General features: G+C 46.8%; 13 protein-coding genes. 4 read left to right on the top strand and 9 right to left on the bottom strand.

Annotated features, from left to right (window positions below; translation table 11 throughout):
• Positions 1-7: 7 nt before the first annotated feature.
• The 4 genes from ACZ5KY_RS05295 to ACZ5KY_RS05280 all read right to left on the bottom strand — a co-directional run bounded on the left by ACZ5KY_RS05295 (position 8) and on the right by ACZ5KY_RS05280 (position 3,599).
• A complete protein-coding gene (locus tag ACZ5KY_RS05295) occupies positions 8-1,117 on the bottom strand; it encodes a radical SAM protein (protein WP_464242859.1) in 1,110 nt (369 codons plus the stop codon).
• Positions 1,118-1,228: 111 nt separating this feature from the next.
• Positions 1,229-1,741 carry a shikimate kinase gene (locus ACZ5KY_RS05290; RefSeq protein WP_464242858.1) on the bottom strand — a complete coding sequence of 171 codons (513 nt, stop codon included), beginning with the start codon at positions 1,739-1,741 and terminating at the stop codon, positions 1,229-1,231.
• Positions 1,742-1,776: 35 nt separating this feature from the next.
• Positions 1,777-2,412, bottom strand: a complete 636-nt coding sequence (locus ACZ5KY_RS05285; RefSeq protein WP_464242857.1) for a DUF6515 family protein — start codon at positions 2,410-2,412, stop codon at positions 1,777-1,779.
• A gap of 131 nt (positions 2,413-2,543) precedes the next feature.
• On the bottom strand, positions 2,544-3,599 hold the full coding sequence (locus tag ACZ5KY_RS05280; protein WP_464244635.1) for an NAD(P)H-dependent flavin oxidoreductase: 1,056 nt from the start codon (positions 3,597-3,599) through the stop codon (positions 2,544-2,546).
• A gap of 184 nt (positions 3,600-3,783) precedes the next feature.
• On the opposite strand from ACZ5KY_RS05280, the gene ACZ5KY_RS05275 reads away from it, so the two are divergent.
• The 3 genes from ACZ5KY_RS05275 to ACZ5KY_RS05265 all read left to right on the top strand — a co-directional run bounded on the left by ACZ5KY_RS05275 (position 3,784) and on the right by ACZ5KY_RS05265 (position 6,552).
• The gene (locus ACZ5KY_RS05275; RefSeq protein WP_464242856.1) at positions 3,784-4,734 is read left to right on the top strand and encodes a sensor histidine kinase; all 951 of its coding nucleotides are present in this window, start codon (positions 3,784-3,786) and stop codon (positions 4,732-4,734) included.
• On the top strand, positions 4,731-5,444 hold the full coding sequence (locus tag ACZ5KY_RS05270; RefSeq protein WP_464242855.1) for a response regulator transcription factor: 714 nt from the start codon (positions 4,731-4,733) through the stop codon (positions 5,442-5,444). The genes ACZ5KY_RS05275 and ACZ5KY_RS05270 overlap by 4 nt, the downstream gene beginning before the upstream one ends.
• A gap of 115 nt (positions 5,445-5,559) precedes the next feature.
• Positions 5,560-6,552: an NAD(P)H-quinone oxidoreductase gene (locus ACZ5KY_RS05265; protein WP_464242854.1), complete on the top strand. Its 993-nt coding sequence runs from the start codon at positions 5,560-5,562 to the stop codon at positions 6,550-6,552.
• Between the two features lie 80 nt (positions 6,553-6,632).
• On the opposite strand, the gene mltA is transcribed toward ACZ5KY_RS05265, so the two are convergent.
• The 3 genes from mltA to ACZ5KY_RS05250 all read right to left on the bottom strand — a co-directional run bounded on the left by mltA (position 6,633) and on the right by ACZ5KY_RS05250 (position 9,957).
• Entirely contained in the window at positions 6,633-7,850 is a 1,218-nt protein-coding gene (gene mltA / locus ACZ5KY_RS05260; RefSeq protein WP_464242853.1) for a murein transglycosylase A, read from the bottom strand.
• Positions 7,851-8,052: 202 nt separating this feature from the next.
• Entirely contained in the window at positions 8,053-9,162 is a 1,110-nt protein-coding gene (gene msrA, locus ACZ5KY_RS05255) for a peptide-methionine (S)-S-oxide reductase MsrA (protein ID WP_464242852.1), read from the bottom strand.
• A 141-nt stretch (positions 9,163-9,303) separates the two neighbouring features.
• Positions 9,304-9,957 (bottom strand): DUF2959 domain-containing protein, encoded by a 654-nt coding sequence (locus tag ACZ5KY_RS05250; RefSeq protein WP_464242851.1) that lies wholly within the window; start codon positions 9,955-9,957, stop codon positions 9,304-9,306.
• 216 nt (positions 9,958-10,173) lie between these two features.
• Between ACZ5KY_RS05250 and ACZ5KY_RS05245 the strand changes: the two genes are divergently transcribed.
• On the top strand, positions 10,174-12,756 hold the full coding sequence (locus ACZ5KY_RS05245) for a PEP/pyruvate-binding domain-containing protein (RefSeq protein WP_464242850.1): 2,583 nt from the start codon (positions 10,174-10,176) through the stop codon (positions 12,754-12,756).
• Between the two features lie 78 nt (positions 12,757-12,834).
• On the opposite strand, the gene gdhA is transcribed toward ACZ5KY_RS05245, so the two are convergent.
• Both gdhA and priA read right to left on the bottom strand, forming a co-directional pair.
• The gene (gdhA, locus tag ACZ5KY_RS05240; protein WP_464242849.1) at positions 12,835-14,184 is read right to left on the bottom strand and encodes an NADP-specific glutamate dehydrogenase; all 1,350 of its coding nucleotides are present in this window, start codon (positions 14,182-14,184) and stop codon (positions 12,835-12,837) included.
• A gap of 284 nt (positions 14,185-14,468) precedes the next feature.
• Positions 14,469-16,670, bottom strand: coding sequence for a replication restart helicase PriA (priA, locus tag ACZ5KY_RS05235; RefSeq protein ID WP_464242848.1), 2,202 nt, complete (start codon positions 16,668-16,670; stop codon positions 14,469-14,471).
• Positions 16,671-16,748 lie beyond the last annotated feature (78 nt).

Here is a 16,748-nt window from a genome sequence, read left to right as displayed (position 1 = left end):
AGTAATTTTATTTTGCGCTATTTTCAGCGGCTTCTTTTTCCATCCGCAAACGAGTTTTACGAGGGATATAGTTACAGAACGGCTCTTCAGCCATATAATCCCCATACACAGCATCGGCACGAGCACGACAGCCACCACAGACGTTAATAAATTCGCACTCGCCACATTTCCCTTTATACTTTTTGAAATCACGCAAGTCATTAAAAACTTTGGAGTTAAACCACAAATCCTTGAACGGAACTTGCTTAATGTTGCCCACCGATGAGTGGAAGTAGGAGCAAGGCTTGAGGTTACCGAAGCAATCGATGAGGCAGATGCTTTGCGCGGCAATACAACCCTTGCCGCCGCCAGTAGAAAAAGTGAGGCTGCGGCGTTTGAACTCAACCCCTTCAGCTTTGGCCATCTGTGGCACAATGCGGTAGTAATGTGGCGCACAGGTTGGGCGCATCAACAACTCATCCTCATTTTTTTCCTGCTGATAATGCCACGTCAGGATCTCTTCGTAATCGTCCTTTGAGACCAGCTCATCCATGATCTCTTCACCACGACCAGTGGGAACAATCATAAACATATACCAAGCGGTCGCACCCAATTCTTTAGCTACCCGAAAGGTATTGGCAATATCGTGCTGATTTCTTTTGGTAAAGGATGAGTTGATCAAAAACTTGATACCGTTGCGAGTCAAGGTTGCAGCAGCACGCTTAACCCCTTCAAACGCTCCGGGACATTGACGGAAATCATCGTGGATTTCAGCAGTAGAACCATCGAGGGATAACGAGACCATCTTAATATCCGCTGAGATCATCTCAGCGCACACCTCATCAGTAACCAATGTACCGTTGGTAGCGATACACATGCGCAAACCTTTTGAGGTGCCATAGCGGGCAATATCAAACAAATCAGGGCGCATCAAAGGTTCGCCGCCAGATAACACCATAACGGGCTTAGACACCTCGCAGATGTCATCGATCATCTTATAGGCCTCTTCAGTGGAAAAATCGCCCTTGGCAGCTTCCAAATCGGAGGAGCAGCGGCAGTGTACGCAACTCAAGTTACAGCGACGTGTACTTTCCCAAGCGATCCACTTGGGGATATATTTCTCTTCTTGATCAGCCATGCAGAAGTTCTCCTAACGAATTAAATACAACGTAGTATATAAACGAATTGTTCAACAAATTTCAGAGTAAATGACCCCACTTTTGTGTGTGGCCTATCGCAACGCCGTAGTTTAACCCAGATTGCCCGCGCTGACAAGGTGTGCAATTGATTCAGCTATCTGCTCTTGAGAGGCATGGCACCCCTCAATGGTAATGTCGGCATAGCGACGATAAAGGAGTAATCGTTCCTCAAATAACTCTTCAAACGTCTGATTTTCAGCGCAGGCTATTCCACGCGTATCAAAGTTATGGATGCGACGACAAATTTCATCAAAGGTGACATCGAGAAATACCACCGTTGAGATCGTTTTAAGATGATTCATCGCCTTCTCACTGTAGACTGCACTGCCACCTGTGGCAATCACTTGGTGATCAATATTGAGGCGTAAAATCTCCTCCTCTTCGATCTGGCGTAAGTTAAGATAACCTGTCTCATCTAAAATTTTTTGCAACGGTTGCTGACGGTTGATTTGAATCAATATATCGGTATCAACAAAACCCAGCGACATGTGTTTTGCCAAAATGATGCCGATGGTGCTTTTACCAGCGCCAGGCATTCCGATCAGAGTAATGTTTGTTTTCATCAAAGCTTCTTTCTCATCATTCAATTCGTATAAAATTAGCGCGGCCAGCTTATCCCACCACGAGAAAATTCAGCCCAAATCCAGCCATAGCCGCCCGCCGGTAAGCGTACATAATACCACCGTGGTGCCGTAGCAAGAACAATCAACACATCAGCGCGTGCCACATGATCGACCACAGGATGAAGGCGACTTGGGCCAGAACGCACATTCAAAACATCAACAGCAACGGTCACCTGCCCTAACGCATTGGCTGGGATAGCCGCAACATCGGGCTGCGGCTCAGGAGGCGCGCTAGGTGGAGGTTGTACCACCATATAACCTCGTGATACAGGGCGGTAATAAACATCATTATAGCGAGCATAGACCCGATTTCCAAAATAAAGATCGATGTAGCCTAGCGGCAACGAGGCAATCACTAAACCAACGGGTGGCCTAATAACCCGATACCCGCGATCAATATTTCGATAATAGATTCCGTGTGAGTAATAGTGAACACCATGGCGGCTATGCAATGTCCGGTGCCCACGTGGAAGCTCACGAACTACTTTGCCATAATTGGGTCGCGAGTGTCTTTTTTTTGCAAACACTGGACTCGCGGAAAATATAAGAACGCTAGAAACCAACAGGAGCAGACAAGAGAATAAACATCGAAGCAAAGAACGATTCAACATGATGAACTCCTTTTATAGAGAAAATATTCAACACCAATTGAAGCCTCCTTCCACTATAAACAAAAACAGCGGATCAGCAACCAAGCCGACCCGCTGTTTTTTATTCAGTTAACGGTGCCATTGTGCTACGTCTAATCAAATAACTCGGCAAATATATTGGCAACCGTTGTAATTTTATCGGACTTCCAAGCGTTCGTTCCGCAAAAGATCAAACCTGTTTCACGGTCACCGCGCTGGGCACGATCAAGCGCATGAACAATACAGAAGCGTTCCTTCTCTTTACGATAACTACATTTTTTCAAACAGCCAGAAGAACATCCTCGGTTTTGATCAACATCAAAGGCACGAATTTTATCAATATTGCCTTTAATCGCACGGCCAGGTAGCCCCGCAGGACTCATGACCAGGCCGATATCCTCTTGGGCACAATCAAGATATGCCTGTTTAAAAGCATCATCGGCATCGCATTCCTCGGTACAAACAAATCGACTCGCCATCTGAACGGCATCGGCACCTGAAGCTAACGCACATTCTAAATCGGCGCGATCCCACACACCACCAGCGGCGATAATAGGGATATCGAGTTGCCATGTTTCACGGAAGTACTCTTTAACTCCGCGAACCGTCGCGTACTGATCATAATCACCAGTGCCAATGTTCTCCAGCTTTTCACCGAGATGCCCGCCTGCGGTATCAGGATCTTCAACCACGACAGCATCAGGTAAACGATTGTAGGATTTGTGCCATTTACGCGCAATAAGTATTGCCGCCCTAACAGATGAAACAATCGGCACCAGTGCGACATCGGGATAATCGACAGTCAAACCAGGCAGATTAAGCGGCAAGCCCGCTCCGGTAACAAGGACTTTAGCGCCCCCTTCACAACTCGCACGAACGACATCATCGTAATTGGTGACGGCCACCATACAGTTGGTACCAATAACACCATCGGGTGCGATTTCGTAGGCTTTGCGTAGTTCATCTTTCAAAGCTAACAGGTCAGCTTCAAAATATTTATTCCCTTCACGGCGTTCGCTATTCAGAGCTAAACCCGCCGTAGCAATCAAACCAACGCCACCACACTTAGCTACAGCACCAGCAAGTTTGGCAGCAGAGACACGGACTCCCATACCACCTTGAATGATGGGATGAGCAACGGTATGCTTTCCTATTGTTAAAGGCACAATATTGCCTCCTTGTAGATCAGTATTATCGTAAGATATCGTAAAGAACTAGGCTGATCATGCTACCAGAACAACCCCCATTCTAATGTAATAGTTGTGTAAAATTCTGAAATCAGCAGCAACGTTACGCCCCGTAACGTGTGAGTTGCACCTTGTTTTCGCGCCCTGAACAGTGTACATATTTGTTATGAAGTTTCAACGTCGCGCCATCAATCCTTTACTCGCCTTTATTGCCATCCAATTTGCTTGGGTGATTGTCGTGGTGTTTTGGATTAATTGGTTTCTTGGTAGCCACCGCCGCTTGCGAAATATTGCAGAAAAGTACAGCCCCGAGCTTTTACAACCTGGGATCGACTGGGTCATTCTTAGCGAAGGGTTGCTTCTACTCGCAGTTATCCTTGCTGGGGTCTATATCATCTTTATCTATTGGCGACGCCAACTCTCCTTAAACCGTGAGCAAAAAAACTTTGTCTCTCAAGTCACTCACGAGCTTAAGTCCCCAGTCGCCTCGGTCCAACTTCACCTTGAAACCATCCGCCGCCATCACCCTGAAGCAGAACAGCTCGATAGCTTTATTGATACCATGCTGGCGGACACCGCACGACTCAACAACCTCATTAATAAAATGTTGACAGCTAACCGCCTAGAACAAAGTCGATGGCGCTTAACGTTGCGCCCCTATGATCTGTCACAATTCTTAACCGACTACCTCACCCTGTGGCGCAATGCTCAGGATAATCAGATCGAACTAACGACGTCAATTACACCAAATATCCAAGCAAAAATCGAACCCGACACCTTCGATATGATTTTACGCAATTTGCTTGAAAATGCTGTTCTGTATTCAAATTCACCTGTTAAAATTGATGTCACCCTGACGTCATCACGTGGATATTGCCACCTTCTTATACGGGATAACGGTCGAGGTATTGCCCCTAGCGATCACCACAAAGTATTTCGATTATTCTACCGACTGCAACACCACGATAGTCACATTAAGGGCTCAGGCTTAGGGCTTTTTATCGTTCGCGCTCTTGTAAAACGCCATAAAGGGAAGATCTCCCTTAAAAGTGAAGGGCCCAATCAAGGCACGACATTCCACATCACCTTACCTCAAATTATGGAGCCACTATCATGACGGAGGACAGTCCATGCATTCTCCTTGTTGAGGATGAGCAGCACATCGCCCAAGGTTTAATTTTCAACCTTCAACAAGAGGGTTACCAAGTCATCCACACGGTTACCGCTGAAGAAGCGATGGCACGTTTTGATCACTACCAATTTTCGTTGGCGATTCTTGACCGTATGTTGCCTGGCAAGATAAATGGACTTGAACTTTGCCGTCACATTCGGGCCTCAGACTCACAACTGCCCATTTTAATGCTAACAGCAATGAATCGCGATCAAGATCGCATCAAGGGCCTTGAAGAAGGTGCCGATGATTACATCGCCAAACCATTTATCCTCGATGAGCTACTCCTACGCGTGGCGGGCATGTTACGCCGTTCGGGCTGGTACCGCCCCGTACTGACAGAGAAAGATCAATACGGCTTTGGACCCTATACCATCAACCTTAAATCCGGTGAAGTCTCTGGCGCGCGCCAGCCCATTCAGCTCACAGAATTAGAGATTAAAATGCTGCGGGTATTTTTTAGTCACGAAGGAGAAACACTTTCACGCGCGTTCTTGCTCCAATCAGTGTGGGAGATTGACCCCGATACAGCAACCCGTACCCTCGACAATTTCATAGTTCGGTTGCGCAAATATTTTGAGCCCAACCCATCACAACCACTTCATTTTACCACCGTACGCGGTCAGGGTTACTGCTTTCACCGTCATCCCGCATAAAAAGAGACTCTTTTTTATTGCATCAATGGCGATGAACAGCGATAATCCGAAAATTCACACAGTGTTCTATTTTGTCACTCATATATTTTAATGTTATTTAAAAGGAGACGATCGCATGAAAGCTGTATTACTCGATGAATTTGGTGGTATTGACGTATTAAAAGTTGGTGAAATTGCCAAGCCTTCCCCAAAAGCAAATGAAGTGCTCATCAAAGTTGTGGCGACCAGCATCAACCGCCCAGACCTCGTTCAGCGGGCGGGAAACTATCCTGCACCAGCTGGCGACTCTGAAATTCTCGGCCTTGAAGTTTCTGGTGTCATTGAGGAACTTGGTAGCGATGCCAAAGGCTGGAACGTTGGCGACCGTGTTATTGCTCTTGTGGGCGGCGGCGGTTATGCTGAATACGCTGTCGCGTACGACAACCATGTTATGCCATTACCCGAAAGCATGAGCTTTGAAGAAGGCGCATGCGTATGTGAAAGCTATATCACCGCATTCCTCAACGTTTTTATGATTGGCGGCCTTGAAGATGGTCAAACCGCAATCTTCCACGGCGGCGGCGGCGGTGTTAATACCGCAGCAATCCAACTATCTAAAGCCCTGACTCCCAATACTAAAATGGTGATCACAGCGAGCCCTGCGAAACTTGAGCGCGTTAAAGCACTCGGCGCTGACTTGGTCATTGACTATACACAAACTCCCGACTTCTCTGGAGCTATCAAAGAATTTACCGGCAAAAAAGGGGTGGATGTGATCCTTGATCACGTTGGTGCGAAATACCTCGGACCGAACATGAAGTCACTCGGCTACAAAGGGAAACTGATCATTATCGGCATCATCAGCGGCATTAAAGCCGAGCTTAACCTTGCTTTGATGATGGTAAAACGTCAGCAGATCATTGGTTCAGTTCTGCGCTCACGCCCGGTGGCTGAAAAAGGCGACATCATTGCTGAGTTTACCCGGCGCGCATTGCCCAAGTTTGCTGACCGCACCATCGTGCCGATCATCGAAAAGGTATTCACCATTGATGAGGTCGTACAAGCACATCAAATGATGGAAGAAGATCAGCATTTCGGTAAGATCGTTATGAAGATTGGCGAAGCATAGATCCTCGCTTCGGTTATCGGTTTAATCTGCATATAATATAAAAGCGCCATCCACAATCAGTGGATGGCGCTTTTTTTTAATCATCTCCCGCTAAAACTCTCTGGTGTCATAGCATTTGGCAGTAGTAGCCACATCTGACCCTGCTGCTTCATCTTTTTGGCGTAGTGTCCCGCATCATCACCAACACCCCAAAAAAAATCAACTCGACCTCGGCCCTTTATTGCCCCACCCGTATCTTGTGCAATCATCAACCGCTGCAATGGCTTACTACTATTTGGCCATGAGGTTGACAAAAACACGGGTGCGCCTAGGGGAACAAAGCGAGGATCAACAGCAATGCTGCGCTGAGCAGTAAGCCCAACACCCAGCGCACCTGGCGGCATCAGGGTGTTCATCTTTAGTTGACGAAAAAACACATAACTAGGGTTTTCGCTGAGTAATTGGTGTAATTGGTGTGGATGATTACGCCACCATTGATCAATGTTAGGAGTTGGCTCTCCTCGCTCCAGAAGCAACTTACCAATGGAACGATAAGGATGGCCATTTTGATCGGCATAACTCACCATCACGTGAGAACCATCGTCAAGATTAATTCGACCGGAACCCTGTATTTGCAGGAAATACAAAGCAACAGGATCACGCACCCAAAACAGTTCACTGCCAAGCAGTGGTTGTTTTAACCCATCAATTTCATCCCGATCCCAATAAGGGACAACACGATTCCCTTCGAGTCTGCCGCGAAAACGGTAGTGACTAAGCTCAGGATAAACGGCAGAAACATCAATCGCCAGTAGATCATCAGGCTTACTATACAGAGGATAGCAATACTCATCACTCGCCTGCCGACTGCCCTCCAAGTCGGGGACATAGTAACCGGTAATCAACCCATTTTCACCACCATCCTCATTGAAAACCTGCCATGGCGTAAAATGATGCTGAAAGAAGTTTCGCGCCGCTCTCTTATTGTCACCAATATTGTCAGAAACACGACAAACATCCTGCCAATCGGGACGATATTTCAGCGAAGCACAACTAGCTTTGAATGCGGACAGAGAATTGCGTGGATCATCTTCGAGCCAACCGGGTAGATCCATCCACTGAACACGTTGAAACGTTGATTTTTGATCCACCAACACTGGCGGTTTCACATCGTCAGTGATCAGTTCTACTGGAGGGAGAACAGGCTGAGGAGTGCAACCCACGCTCACGGTGCAACAATATGCTACGACGAGAAGAACAAGAAAAAATTTCAGCTGTTGGGCCATGGTGACAAGCCTTATTTGGGTAGAACTTGACATAATTAACCCCTTACAAAGATACGATTAAATTATGATCTACTTATGCAAAGAGATGCTACAGCCTCAGTACTGCTAAAACAATACTGAAGGTTGATTAGCGCCTCTCGCCTTCGACGGCCTCTGCCAAACTGTTCAGATTAAGCTGGGAGATTATCGAAAGGGCCTAACCACACCGCACACAACTATTGAACAATCATAAGAATCAGTCCTCGAATATTTTCAACCAATCGCCATAGCCCTGTTCAGCCATCTCATCCTTCGGAATAAAACGCATGGACGCTGAATTGATACAATATCGCAACCCTGTCGGCTGTGGACCATCGGAAAACACATGGCCAAGATGTGAATCGGCCCAACGGCTACGAATCTCTGTGCGGACACTAAACAACCGACGATCCTTTTTTTCTGTGACGGCACTATCCTGTATCGGGCGGACAAAACTCGGCCACCCCGTTCCTGACTCAAACTTATCCTTCGAACTAAAAAGTGGTTCTCCTGAAACAACATCAACAAAAATCCCCGCCTCCTTGGTGGCGTTATAACGATTGTTAAAAGGTGGCTCGGTACCCTCCTCTTGAGTGACACGATACTCTAAATCAGACAACATCTCCTTGAGTTGGCTATTCGTCGGCTTAAGATACTCACAATCGTTCGCGTAAGTCGGATTTTGTTGTAAGTCGCCACCCACCCTGACTTGTTCATTTTTCACACCATGTTCATCCGACCAGATCTCGCCTAAAAATTGATCACGACCTGAATTTTTTCGATACGAATTGTAGCGTTGACTTGATTTACAGTAAAAATTTTGATGATAGCCTTCAGCAGAATAAAAGTTGGCAAACGGTTCGATCTCCGTAACAATCGGCGCTTGATAACGACCACTTTCATCTAATTTACGTTTTGATTGTTCCGCCATAAGCCGCTGCTGATCATCATGATAAAAAATAGCGCTCCGGTAGTGATCTCCACGATCGACAAACTGACCACCTTCATCCGTTGGATCAACTTGACGCCAAAACAGATCCAACAACTGTTGATAACTTACCTTTTGCGGATCATAAACAACCTGAACCGCTTCAAGATGTGATGTTTTTCCGGAAGCAACCTGCTCATAGGTCGGGTCTTTTTCCTGTCCACCACTGTAACCTGACACCACCTCTTCGACGCCTTCAATTGCGTCAAAAGGATGCTCCATACACCAAAAACAACCACCTGCAAACGTTGCTTTAGCACGCCTCGCTGCCGTTACGGGGGTTGGAAGTGGTAAAAGAACCAGCAGCAATATAATTAAACGACGATAAATTCGGCACATAATACCCTCCAAAAAAGCGTAGCCAAATTAATGACCAATCAAGTAAACAATTTCATAAACTATACACTAAAAAGCCCACAGAACAAGTCCTATGGGCTTTTTTATCATCGTATTTTTTTTGCGAGCAATGGCTGATAGAACCTATCGTTGCGATTCAAGGTCAGCAATAAACCGATCGGCCTCATCGACCGCCTTTTCTAACTCTTGCACCAAACGAGCAACATCATTTTGCACATCACTCAACTCGTTACGTAACGCAGCGACCGCACGCGCATTAAGATTATGCTTTAAGTACAAAACCTGATCGCGCAATGGTGACAACACGGGTTCAATTTTCTTTTCAGCGCGGCGCATACTTACCACCAACTGAGCGCAACGCCGCTTCGTATCGTTAAGTTGCTGCTCACTTGAACGGCGCATACTGGCACTGCTATACAGCTCCAGCTCATCTTGCCACTCATCAAACAACGCTTCAGCAACATCTTCCACAGCATTGATACGCTGATGAACTTCATCTGCCTTCTCTTCACTACGATCGAGGACTTCCTTGAGATCATTGTAGCGATCTTCAAGATCGCCACCATCAAATCCCGTTAACGCTGAAAACGCTTCTAGAGCGGACTGAAACTGCTCCTTGGTTTCCTGTTGGGCCTCGCGCGCATCTTCAACTCGATCAATCAAAATATCGCGTTTATGAATCCCAACTTTCTCCATAGCGGAGAAATACATACTTTGACACCCCACACACATTGAACACAGCAGGCTTAACACAATTATCTTTCGAACGACTGTCATAATTCCTCCATCAGTCACTACATCATCACGCAAATCAGCAATTCTTCGATTGCTTAATACTAAATAATCTCCGCAAATACTCAACAAAAAAATCGTATTGATATTTTCCACAAAAAAGCAACTAAATTTGAGCTGTTTTGTTTTCACACACAAATGGCCATGTTATAATTTCAGATCAATTTCAAGCTGATATTTAATACACTTAAGGAGTTTATAATGCCGAACGATCAACGCGTTAGCACTGGTTTTCCCGACATTGACAACATCCTCGACGGACTACGTATTGGTGACAATGTCGTATGGAAGGTTGATCGCATTGAAGACTACCAACATTTTGTCACACCATTTGTCAATGAAGCCTTAAAAAATAATAAAAATGTTGTCTATATGCGCTTCGGTCAACACCAACCGCTACTCCCTGAGCGCGACGGCATCACCATCTATGAGTTGGATGCCTATTGTGGCTTTGAATCCTTTGCCACCCGTGTACATCAAATTATTACTGATGAGGGCGTCGGGACTTTTTATGTATTCGATTGCTTAACAGATATCCTTTCGGCGTGGGCAACGGACCGCATGCTCGGCAATTTCTTTCGTATCACCTGCCCTTACCTGTTCGAACTCGACACCGTCGCCTATTTTTCATTTAAGCGTGAAAGTTTATCCCTCAAATCAGTCGCCAAAATTTTAAAAACAACCCAGCTACTCCTCAACATCCCCTACGAAGAGGGACAACTGCAATTCCAACCGATCAAAGTATGGCAACGTCATTCGCCAACCATGTTCCTACCTCACATTCGCCAAAATGACCACTTTGTTCCGGTAACTAACAGCAGCGAAGCTACCGACATGTTGCGCAAGCGCCGTGTTTCGACACCGAGCCGCCACCTTGATCACTGGCACCACCTGTTTATGCGCGCTGAAACATTATTAAACAGCAACCCAACTGATGCCGAAAAAGATGAAATGGTGCGCGAGCTGTGCCGCCACATCATCGGTCGTGAGCCACGCGTTCTAGAACTAGCCGAAAAATATTTCAGCCTAGAAGGTTTGTTGAAAATAAAATCACGAATTATCGGTACCGGCTATATTGGCGGTAAATCTGTCGGCATGTTACTCGCGCGAAAAATCCTCCAACACGACAACCAACGAAATTGGGATGAAAGTCTCGAACATCATGATTCATTTTATGTTGGATCAGACGTCTACTTCTCCCACCTGATCGATAACGGCTGGTGGAAACTGTTTATGGAGCAAAAAACAGACGAGGGTTACTATCGCTGCGGCGCTGAGCTCCATGACAAATTATTACATGGTGAATTCTCAGAAGAGACCAAAACTGAATTGAAGAAAATGCTCGACTATTATGGCCAATACCCCATCATTGTCCGCTCAAGTAGCCTTTTAGAGGATAGCTTTGGCAACGCTTTTGCCGGCAAATACGACAGCTTTTTCTGTGTCAATCAAGGCTCGCCGGAACAACGATACGAACAGCTCGAAAGTGCCATACGGCGGGTTTTTGCTAGTGCCATGAGTGAAGACGCGTTGATCTATCGTAAGCAACGCGGACTGGACAAAAAAGAGGAGCAGATGGCTCTGCTCATCATGCGTGTTTCAGGTTCCTACCGTGGTAAATACTACTTCCCTGAACTCGCCGGTGTTGGCGTTTCCCACAATACCTTTGTTTGGGATAAGGAGATGGACCCCACAGCGGGGATGTTGCGATTGGTTCTCGGCATGGGAACACGGGCCGTTGATCGTGTCGAAGGCGATTATCCACGTATCGTTGCCTTGGACTACCCACTGAAAAAACCGTACGCTGGCTTTGATGATGCCCGTCGCTTTGCTCAACGCGATGTTGACCTCCTCAACATCACTGACAACGCTCTGCAAACGATCTCACTGCTACAACTCAACCGTGAAATCGACGATATTCCAATGGAAAAATATGCCGTTCGCGATTACGAGACCATGCAACTCATGGAGCGACGCAGCAACAACAGACAGGATGCCTGGCTATTAACCTTTGACCAACTGCTCTCTGAAACACCTTTTAGTACCATGATGCAGCAGATATTAAAAACTCTGGAAAAAGCTTACGACTATCCCGTCGATATCGAATTCACCGTCAACATGGTGGATGAACAGCCTAAAATAAACATTGTTCAATGTCGACCACTACAAACCCAAGGGCACGACAAACGTGTCAACCTGCCCGAGAATGTTGATGACTCTGAGTTATTCCTGTCAACCAAGAGTAACTTTATGGGCGGTAACATCTCCCATAAACTCAATTGGCTGATATGGGTTGAACCTGAGGAGTATGTCAAACTTTCAACCAGCGCAAAACATGATATCGCTCGGCTTATTGGCCGTATCAATAAGCGGGTATGCGATCGCCAAGACAACCAAACACTACTCATGGGCCCAGGTCGGTGGGGGACATCGACACCTGAACTTGGCGTACCGATTAGCTTTGCCGAGATCAGCAACATCACTGCCTTATGCGAAGTCGCATTCACAACCGGCGGCCTCATGCCCGAGCTATCGTTTGGCTCGCACTTTTTTCAGGATTTAGTCGAAGCCGATATCTTTTATTTAGCCCTGTTTCCAGAAAAGAAAGGGATCCATTTCGATAAAGAGTGGCTTGACCAGCAGCGCAACAGTCTTGAGGGGATTTTACCCTCATATTCCAAATATAAACGGGTGGTTAAAGTGGTCAAACTTGACCAACCGCTGCAACTGATGTCAGATATTTTGAGCCAAAAACTGATCTGCCTCTACAAACACGACGACTAAACAAAGTCGCATTTTTTAGACACAAAAAAAGCCCGGGTTTCCCCGGGCTTTTCTGTATTCACAATGCAGCAAAAAGGTTTAGATAACACCCATTGCAACCATCGCCTTAGCAACCTTAATGAAACCAGCGCAGTTTGCACCGTTAACATAGTTACCAGGAGTACCAAACTCATCAGCTGTCTCGTAGCAAGACTGATGGATGTTTTGCATGATTTTTTGCAGACGCTCTTCTGTGTATTCGAAAGACCAAGAATCACGGCTGGCATTTTGTTGCATTTCAAGAGCCGAGGTTGCAACACCACCAGCATTCGCTGCTTTACCTGGACCGTATGCGATCTTAGCATCCAAGAAGATTTTAACACCTTCGGGAGTTGTAGGCATGTTTGCCCCCTCACCAACAGCGATACAACCATTTTCAACTAACATCTTCGCATCTTTACCGTTGATCTCATTTTGGGTTGCAGATGGCATGGCCACGTCACAAGGAACTTCCCAAATATTACCACCAGCAACATATTTAGCATCTTTGTGATAATTGACATAATCACTGATACGACGACGCTCAATCTCTTTCAGTTGCTTAACGAGATCAAGATCAATACCGCTTTCATGGTAGATGTAACCGTTTGAGTCAGAGCATGCAACCACTTTACCACCGAGCTGAACGATCTTCTCAGTTGTGTAAATTGAAACGTTACCTGAACCAGAAACAACACAGGTTTTGCCTTCAAGGCTGTCGTTGCGAACCTTGAGCATCTCGTGTACGAAGAATACCGCACCGTAACCTGTTGCCTCAGTACGAACCAACGAACCGCCCCAAGCCAGACCTTTACCTGTCAGTACGCCAGCTTCCCAGCGGTTAGTAATACGCTTATATTGACCAAACATATAACCGATTTCACGACCACCAACACCGATATCACCCGCAGGGACATCAGTGTGCTCGCCAATATGACGATACAACTCAGTCATAAAACTTTGGCAGAAACGCATCACTTCGCCGTCTGAACGACCTTTAGGATCAAAGTCAGAACCACCTTTACCGCCACCGATAGGTAGGCCAGTTAACGCATTCTTGAAAATCTGCTCAAAACCGAGAAATTTAACAATACCGAGATAAACAGAAGGGTGAAAACGTAGACCACCTTTATAGGGACCTAATGCACTATTGAACTCAACGCGGAAACCTCTGTTGATTTGAACACGATTGTTATCATCAACCCAGGGTACTCGAAAGATAATTTGACGCTCGGGCTCGCAAATACGTTGAATAATTTTTTGTTGACTAAACTCAGGATACTTAACCAAAACAGGCCCAAGAGACTCAAGAACTTCGAGTACGGCTTGATGGAATTCCACCTCACCAGGATTACGATTCAGAACTTCTTGATAAATAGGGGCAACTTTTTCGTCAATAACAGGTGACATTAGGCTCTCCTTTGAGCTTTCAGTTAAATAGATCATGCCAATAAATAAAACCTTCATTGCACACTACTGCAACGAATGAATCGGCAAAGAAATCGAAGGCTTACCTATTAAGCACTAAGCATACCAATTTTATTCAAACTAAAAAATCAACAGGTAAGCGACCGTTATGTCATGTTTTTATTATTTAAAGAAAGAAGTCCTTTGACGACGGGGCGACCAACACGCAAGCCACAAAACGGATATTGAGTACTCAATATCCGCACAAAAGTACTCACAAAGTAAAATCACATCATGTCAACGGGGTCGACATCTAAAACCAATGTCAAACGCGCATTAAGATACGTTTTCCACTGCGGAGCATAAGCGATCAAGCCACGCAGCGCCTTACGACTTTGTCCCTTAAGGAGAATTTGCATACGGTAGCGATTTCGCAAACGAAACAAGGGACACGGTGCAGGCCCTAACACTTCGACATCACCACACACTTCGGCCTGCGCTTCCAGCCCAACCACCAACGCTTCAGCAGCCTTCTCAACCTCATGACGATCAAGCCCCGACAGCACGAGGTTTGCAAGACAGCCAAAGGGGGGATAAGACAACAGTTGCCGCAAGGGCAATTCCTGCTTGGCAAAACGTAGGTAATCATGGTCAATGGCACACTGTAACACCGGGTTGTCAATCGAGTAGGTTTGCACAACAACACGACCAAGCAGATCAGCACGACCCGCACGGCCAGCCACCTGAGCCAACAGGGAAAAACTACGTTCAGCTGAACGAAAGTCGGGAAAATTCAAAGCGGCATCGGTATCAACGACACCAACCAACGTCACGGCGGCAAAATCATGCCCCTTAGCGATCATCTGCGTACCAACAAGGATATCTACGTCTCGCTGCTCCATACGTCCCACCAAGGCCTGCTGAGCGTTCTTAGCCGAAGTGGTATCGCGATCCATCCGCTCTATTCGAGCATCAGGGTAAAGCAGCTGTAGCTCATCGGCCAAACGCTCTGTCCCCATCCCTTCGGGGTCCATGGCAGCACCACCACACTGTGGGCATTCATCGGCGGGTGGCTGGTGGTAATCGCAATAATGGCAGCGCAGCTGACCCAGCTTGCGGTGCCACGTCAAGGTGATCTCGCAATTCGGACAACGATAACTAGCACCACAATCACCACAGAGAAGAAAAGGGGAGTAACCACGGCGATTCAACAACAGCAAGCACTGCTGTTTGCGCTCCAAGGTTTCCGTAATTGCCTCGCGCAGCTCGGCCGACAACCCACCTTCGACTTCGGCCTCTTTCATGTCAACCAACGCCACTTCGGGCAAGGGACGATCACCGACGCGTTGCGTTAACGATAAACGACGCAGTAACTGCACCTCGGCTCGTTGCCAACTACCCAATGACGGGGTTGCACTGCCCAACACCACGGCAACGCCCTCCATCTGTCCACGCATCAGAGCCAAATCGCGGCCTTGATAGCGAAAGCCTTCACTCTGTTTATAACTATCGTCATGCTCTTCGTCGACAACAATGATCCCCAAACGGGTCAACGGTGCAAAAACTGCCGAACGAGCACCAATAACAATATCGACCTCATCGCGTACGACAGCACGCCACATATCAAAACGTTCCGCAGCCGACATCCCTGAGTGAAGAACACCAACACAGATCTGTTGCTGCTCAAAGCGAGCGCGAAAACGACCAACGAGTTGTGGGGTTAAGGCGATTTCAGGTACCAACACCAACGCCTGTTTCTTAGCGGCCAGTACCGCACGAATCGCCTGCAAATAAACTTCAGTTTTCCCGCTTCCCGTCACACCATGCAACAAAAACGGCTCAAATTGTCCAGCCGTTGTCGCCGCTGTAATCTGGGCCACGGCCTCCGCTTGCTCATCATTTAGCGGCCAATCCTGATCGGCAACGACATCGATACCGACAAACGGATCGCGCTGGCACTCCTGCTGCTTACAAGAGATCAGTTCAAGAGCTTCTAAACGCTGCAAAACAGTATAGGGCGAGGGGAACTGCTGGCGCAATTCATCGAGATCAATTGGCCCATGATTTTCAATCCAAGCCAGAACCTCTTTTTGTGCCGAACCGCGTAAGGTCAACTGCATATCAGTACGGGAATAAACACGAACGTGCTTAACCTTGGGAGCTGCAGTCAACGAACCCAACCCCGCGGGAAGCGCTGTTTTGAGAGCTAAGCCAAGGGGAAAAGCATAATAGGCACTGGCGCGGCGAATAAACGTTAACAACTCAGACTGAAGCAGGGGTTCATCATCGAGCACCTCTGCGACAGGTTTCAACTTTGCAACATCTTCAAGTTCGATAGCTTCCAGCACCACACCCACCGCATACCGCCGCCCCAAAGGGACGCGTACACGGCGACCAACCATAACAAGATGGGTTTGAGCTTCAGCAACAAGATAATGTAACGGCTTAGGCAGTGGCGCTAAGACTGAGACAACAACAACTTTGGACACAAATACCCACTCCACTCACTAAAGCGTAACAAACAAAGATGACACCCCTGAAGAACCGATCAAAAAAAAGCACTCGGC

The sequence above is a fragment of the Desulfuromonas svalbardensis genome (genome assembly GCF_055389415.1).
Note: the sequence above shows the minus strand (reverse complement) of the source record. Positions and strands in the feature narration are given on the sequence as shown.

Coding starts and splice junctions, on each gene's coding strand:
- ACZ5KY_RS05295 (WP_464242859.1), bottom strand. CDS start 1,117: ATGGCTGATCAAGAAGAGAAATATATCCCCAAGTGGATCGCTTGGGAA.
- ACZ5KY_RS05290 (WP_464242858.1), bottom strand. CDS start 1,741: ATGAAAACAAACATTACTCTGATCGGAATGCCTGGCGCTGGTAAAAGC.
- ACZ5KY_RS05285 (WP_464242857.1), bottom strand. CDS start 2,412: ATGTTGAATCGTTCTTTGCTTCGATGTTTATTCTCTTGTCTGCTCCTG.
- ACZ5KY_RS05275 (WP_464242856.1), top strand. CDS start 3,784: ATGAAGTTTCAACGTCGCGCCATCAATCCTTTACTCGCCTTTATTGCC.
- ACZ5KY_RS05270 (WP_464242855.1), top strand. CDS start 4,731: ATGACGGAGGACAGTCCATGCATTCTCCTTGTTGAGGATGAGCAGCAC.
- ACZ5KY_RS05265 (WP_464242854.1), top strand. CDS start 5,560: ATGAAAGCTGTATTACTCGATGAATTTGGTGGTATTGACGTATTAAAA.
- mltA (WP_464242853.1), bottom strand. CDS start 7,850: ATGTCAAGTTCTACCCAAATAAGGCTTGTCACCATGGCCCAACAGCTG.
- msrA (WP_464242852.1), bottom strand. CDS start 9,162: ATGTGCCGAATTTATCGTCGTTTAATTATATTGCTGCTGGTTCTTTTA.
- ACZ5KY_RS05250 (WP_464242851.1), bottom strand. CDS start 9,957: ATGACAGTCGTTCGAAAGATAATTGTGTTAAGCCTGCTGTGTTCAATG.
- ACZ5KY_RS05245 (WP_464242850.1), top strand. CDS start 10,174: ATGCCGAACGATCAACGCGTTAGCACTGGTTTTCCCGACATTGACAAC.
- gdhA (WP_464242849.1), bottom strand. CDS start 14,184: ATGTCACCTGTTATTGACGAAAAAGTTGCCCCTATTTATCAAGAAGTT.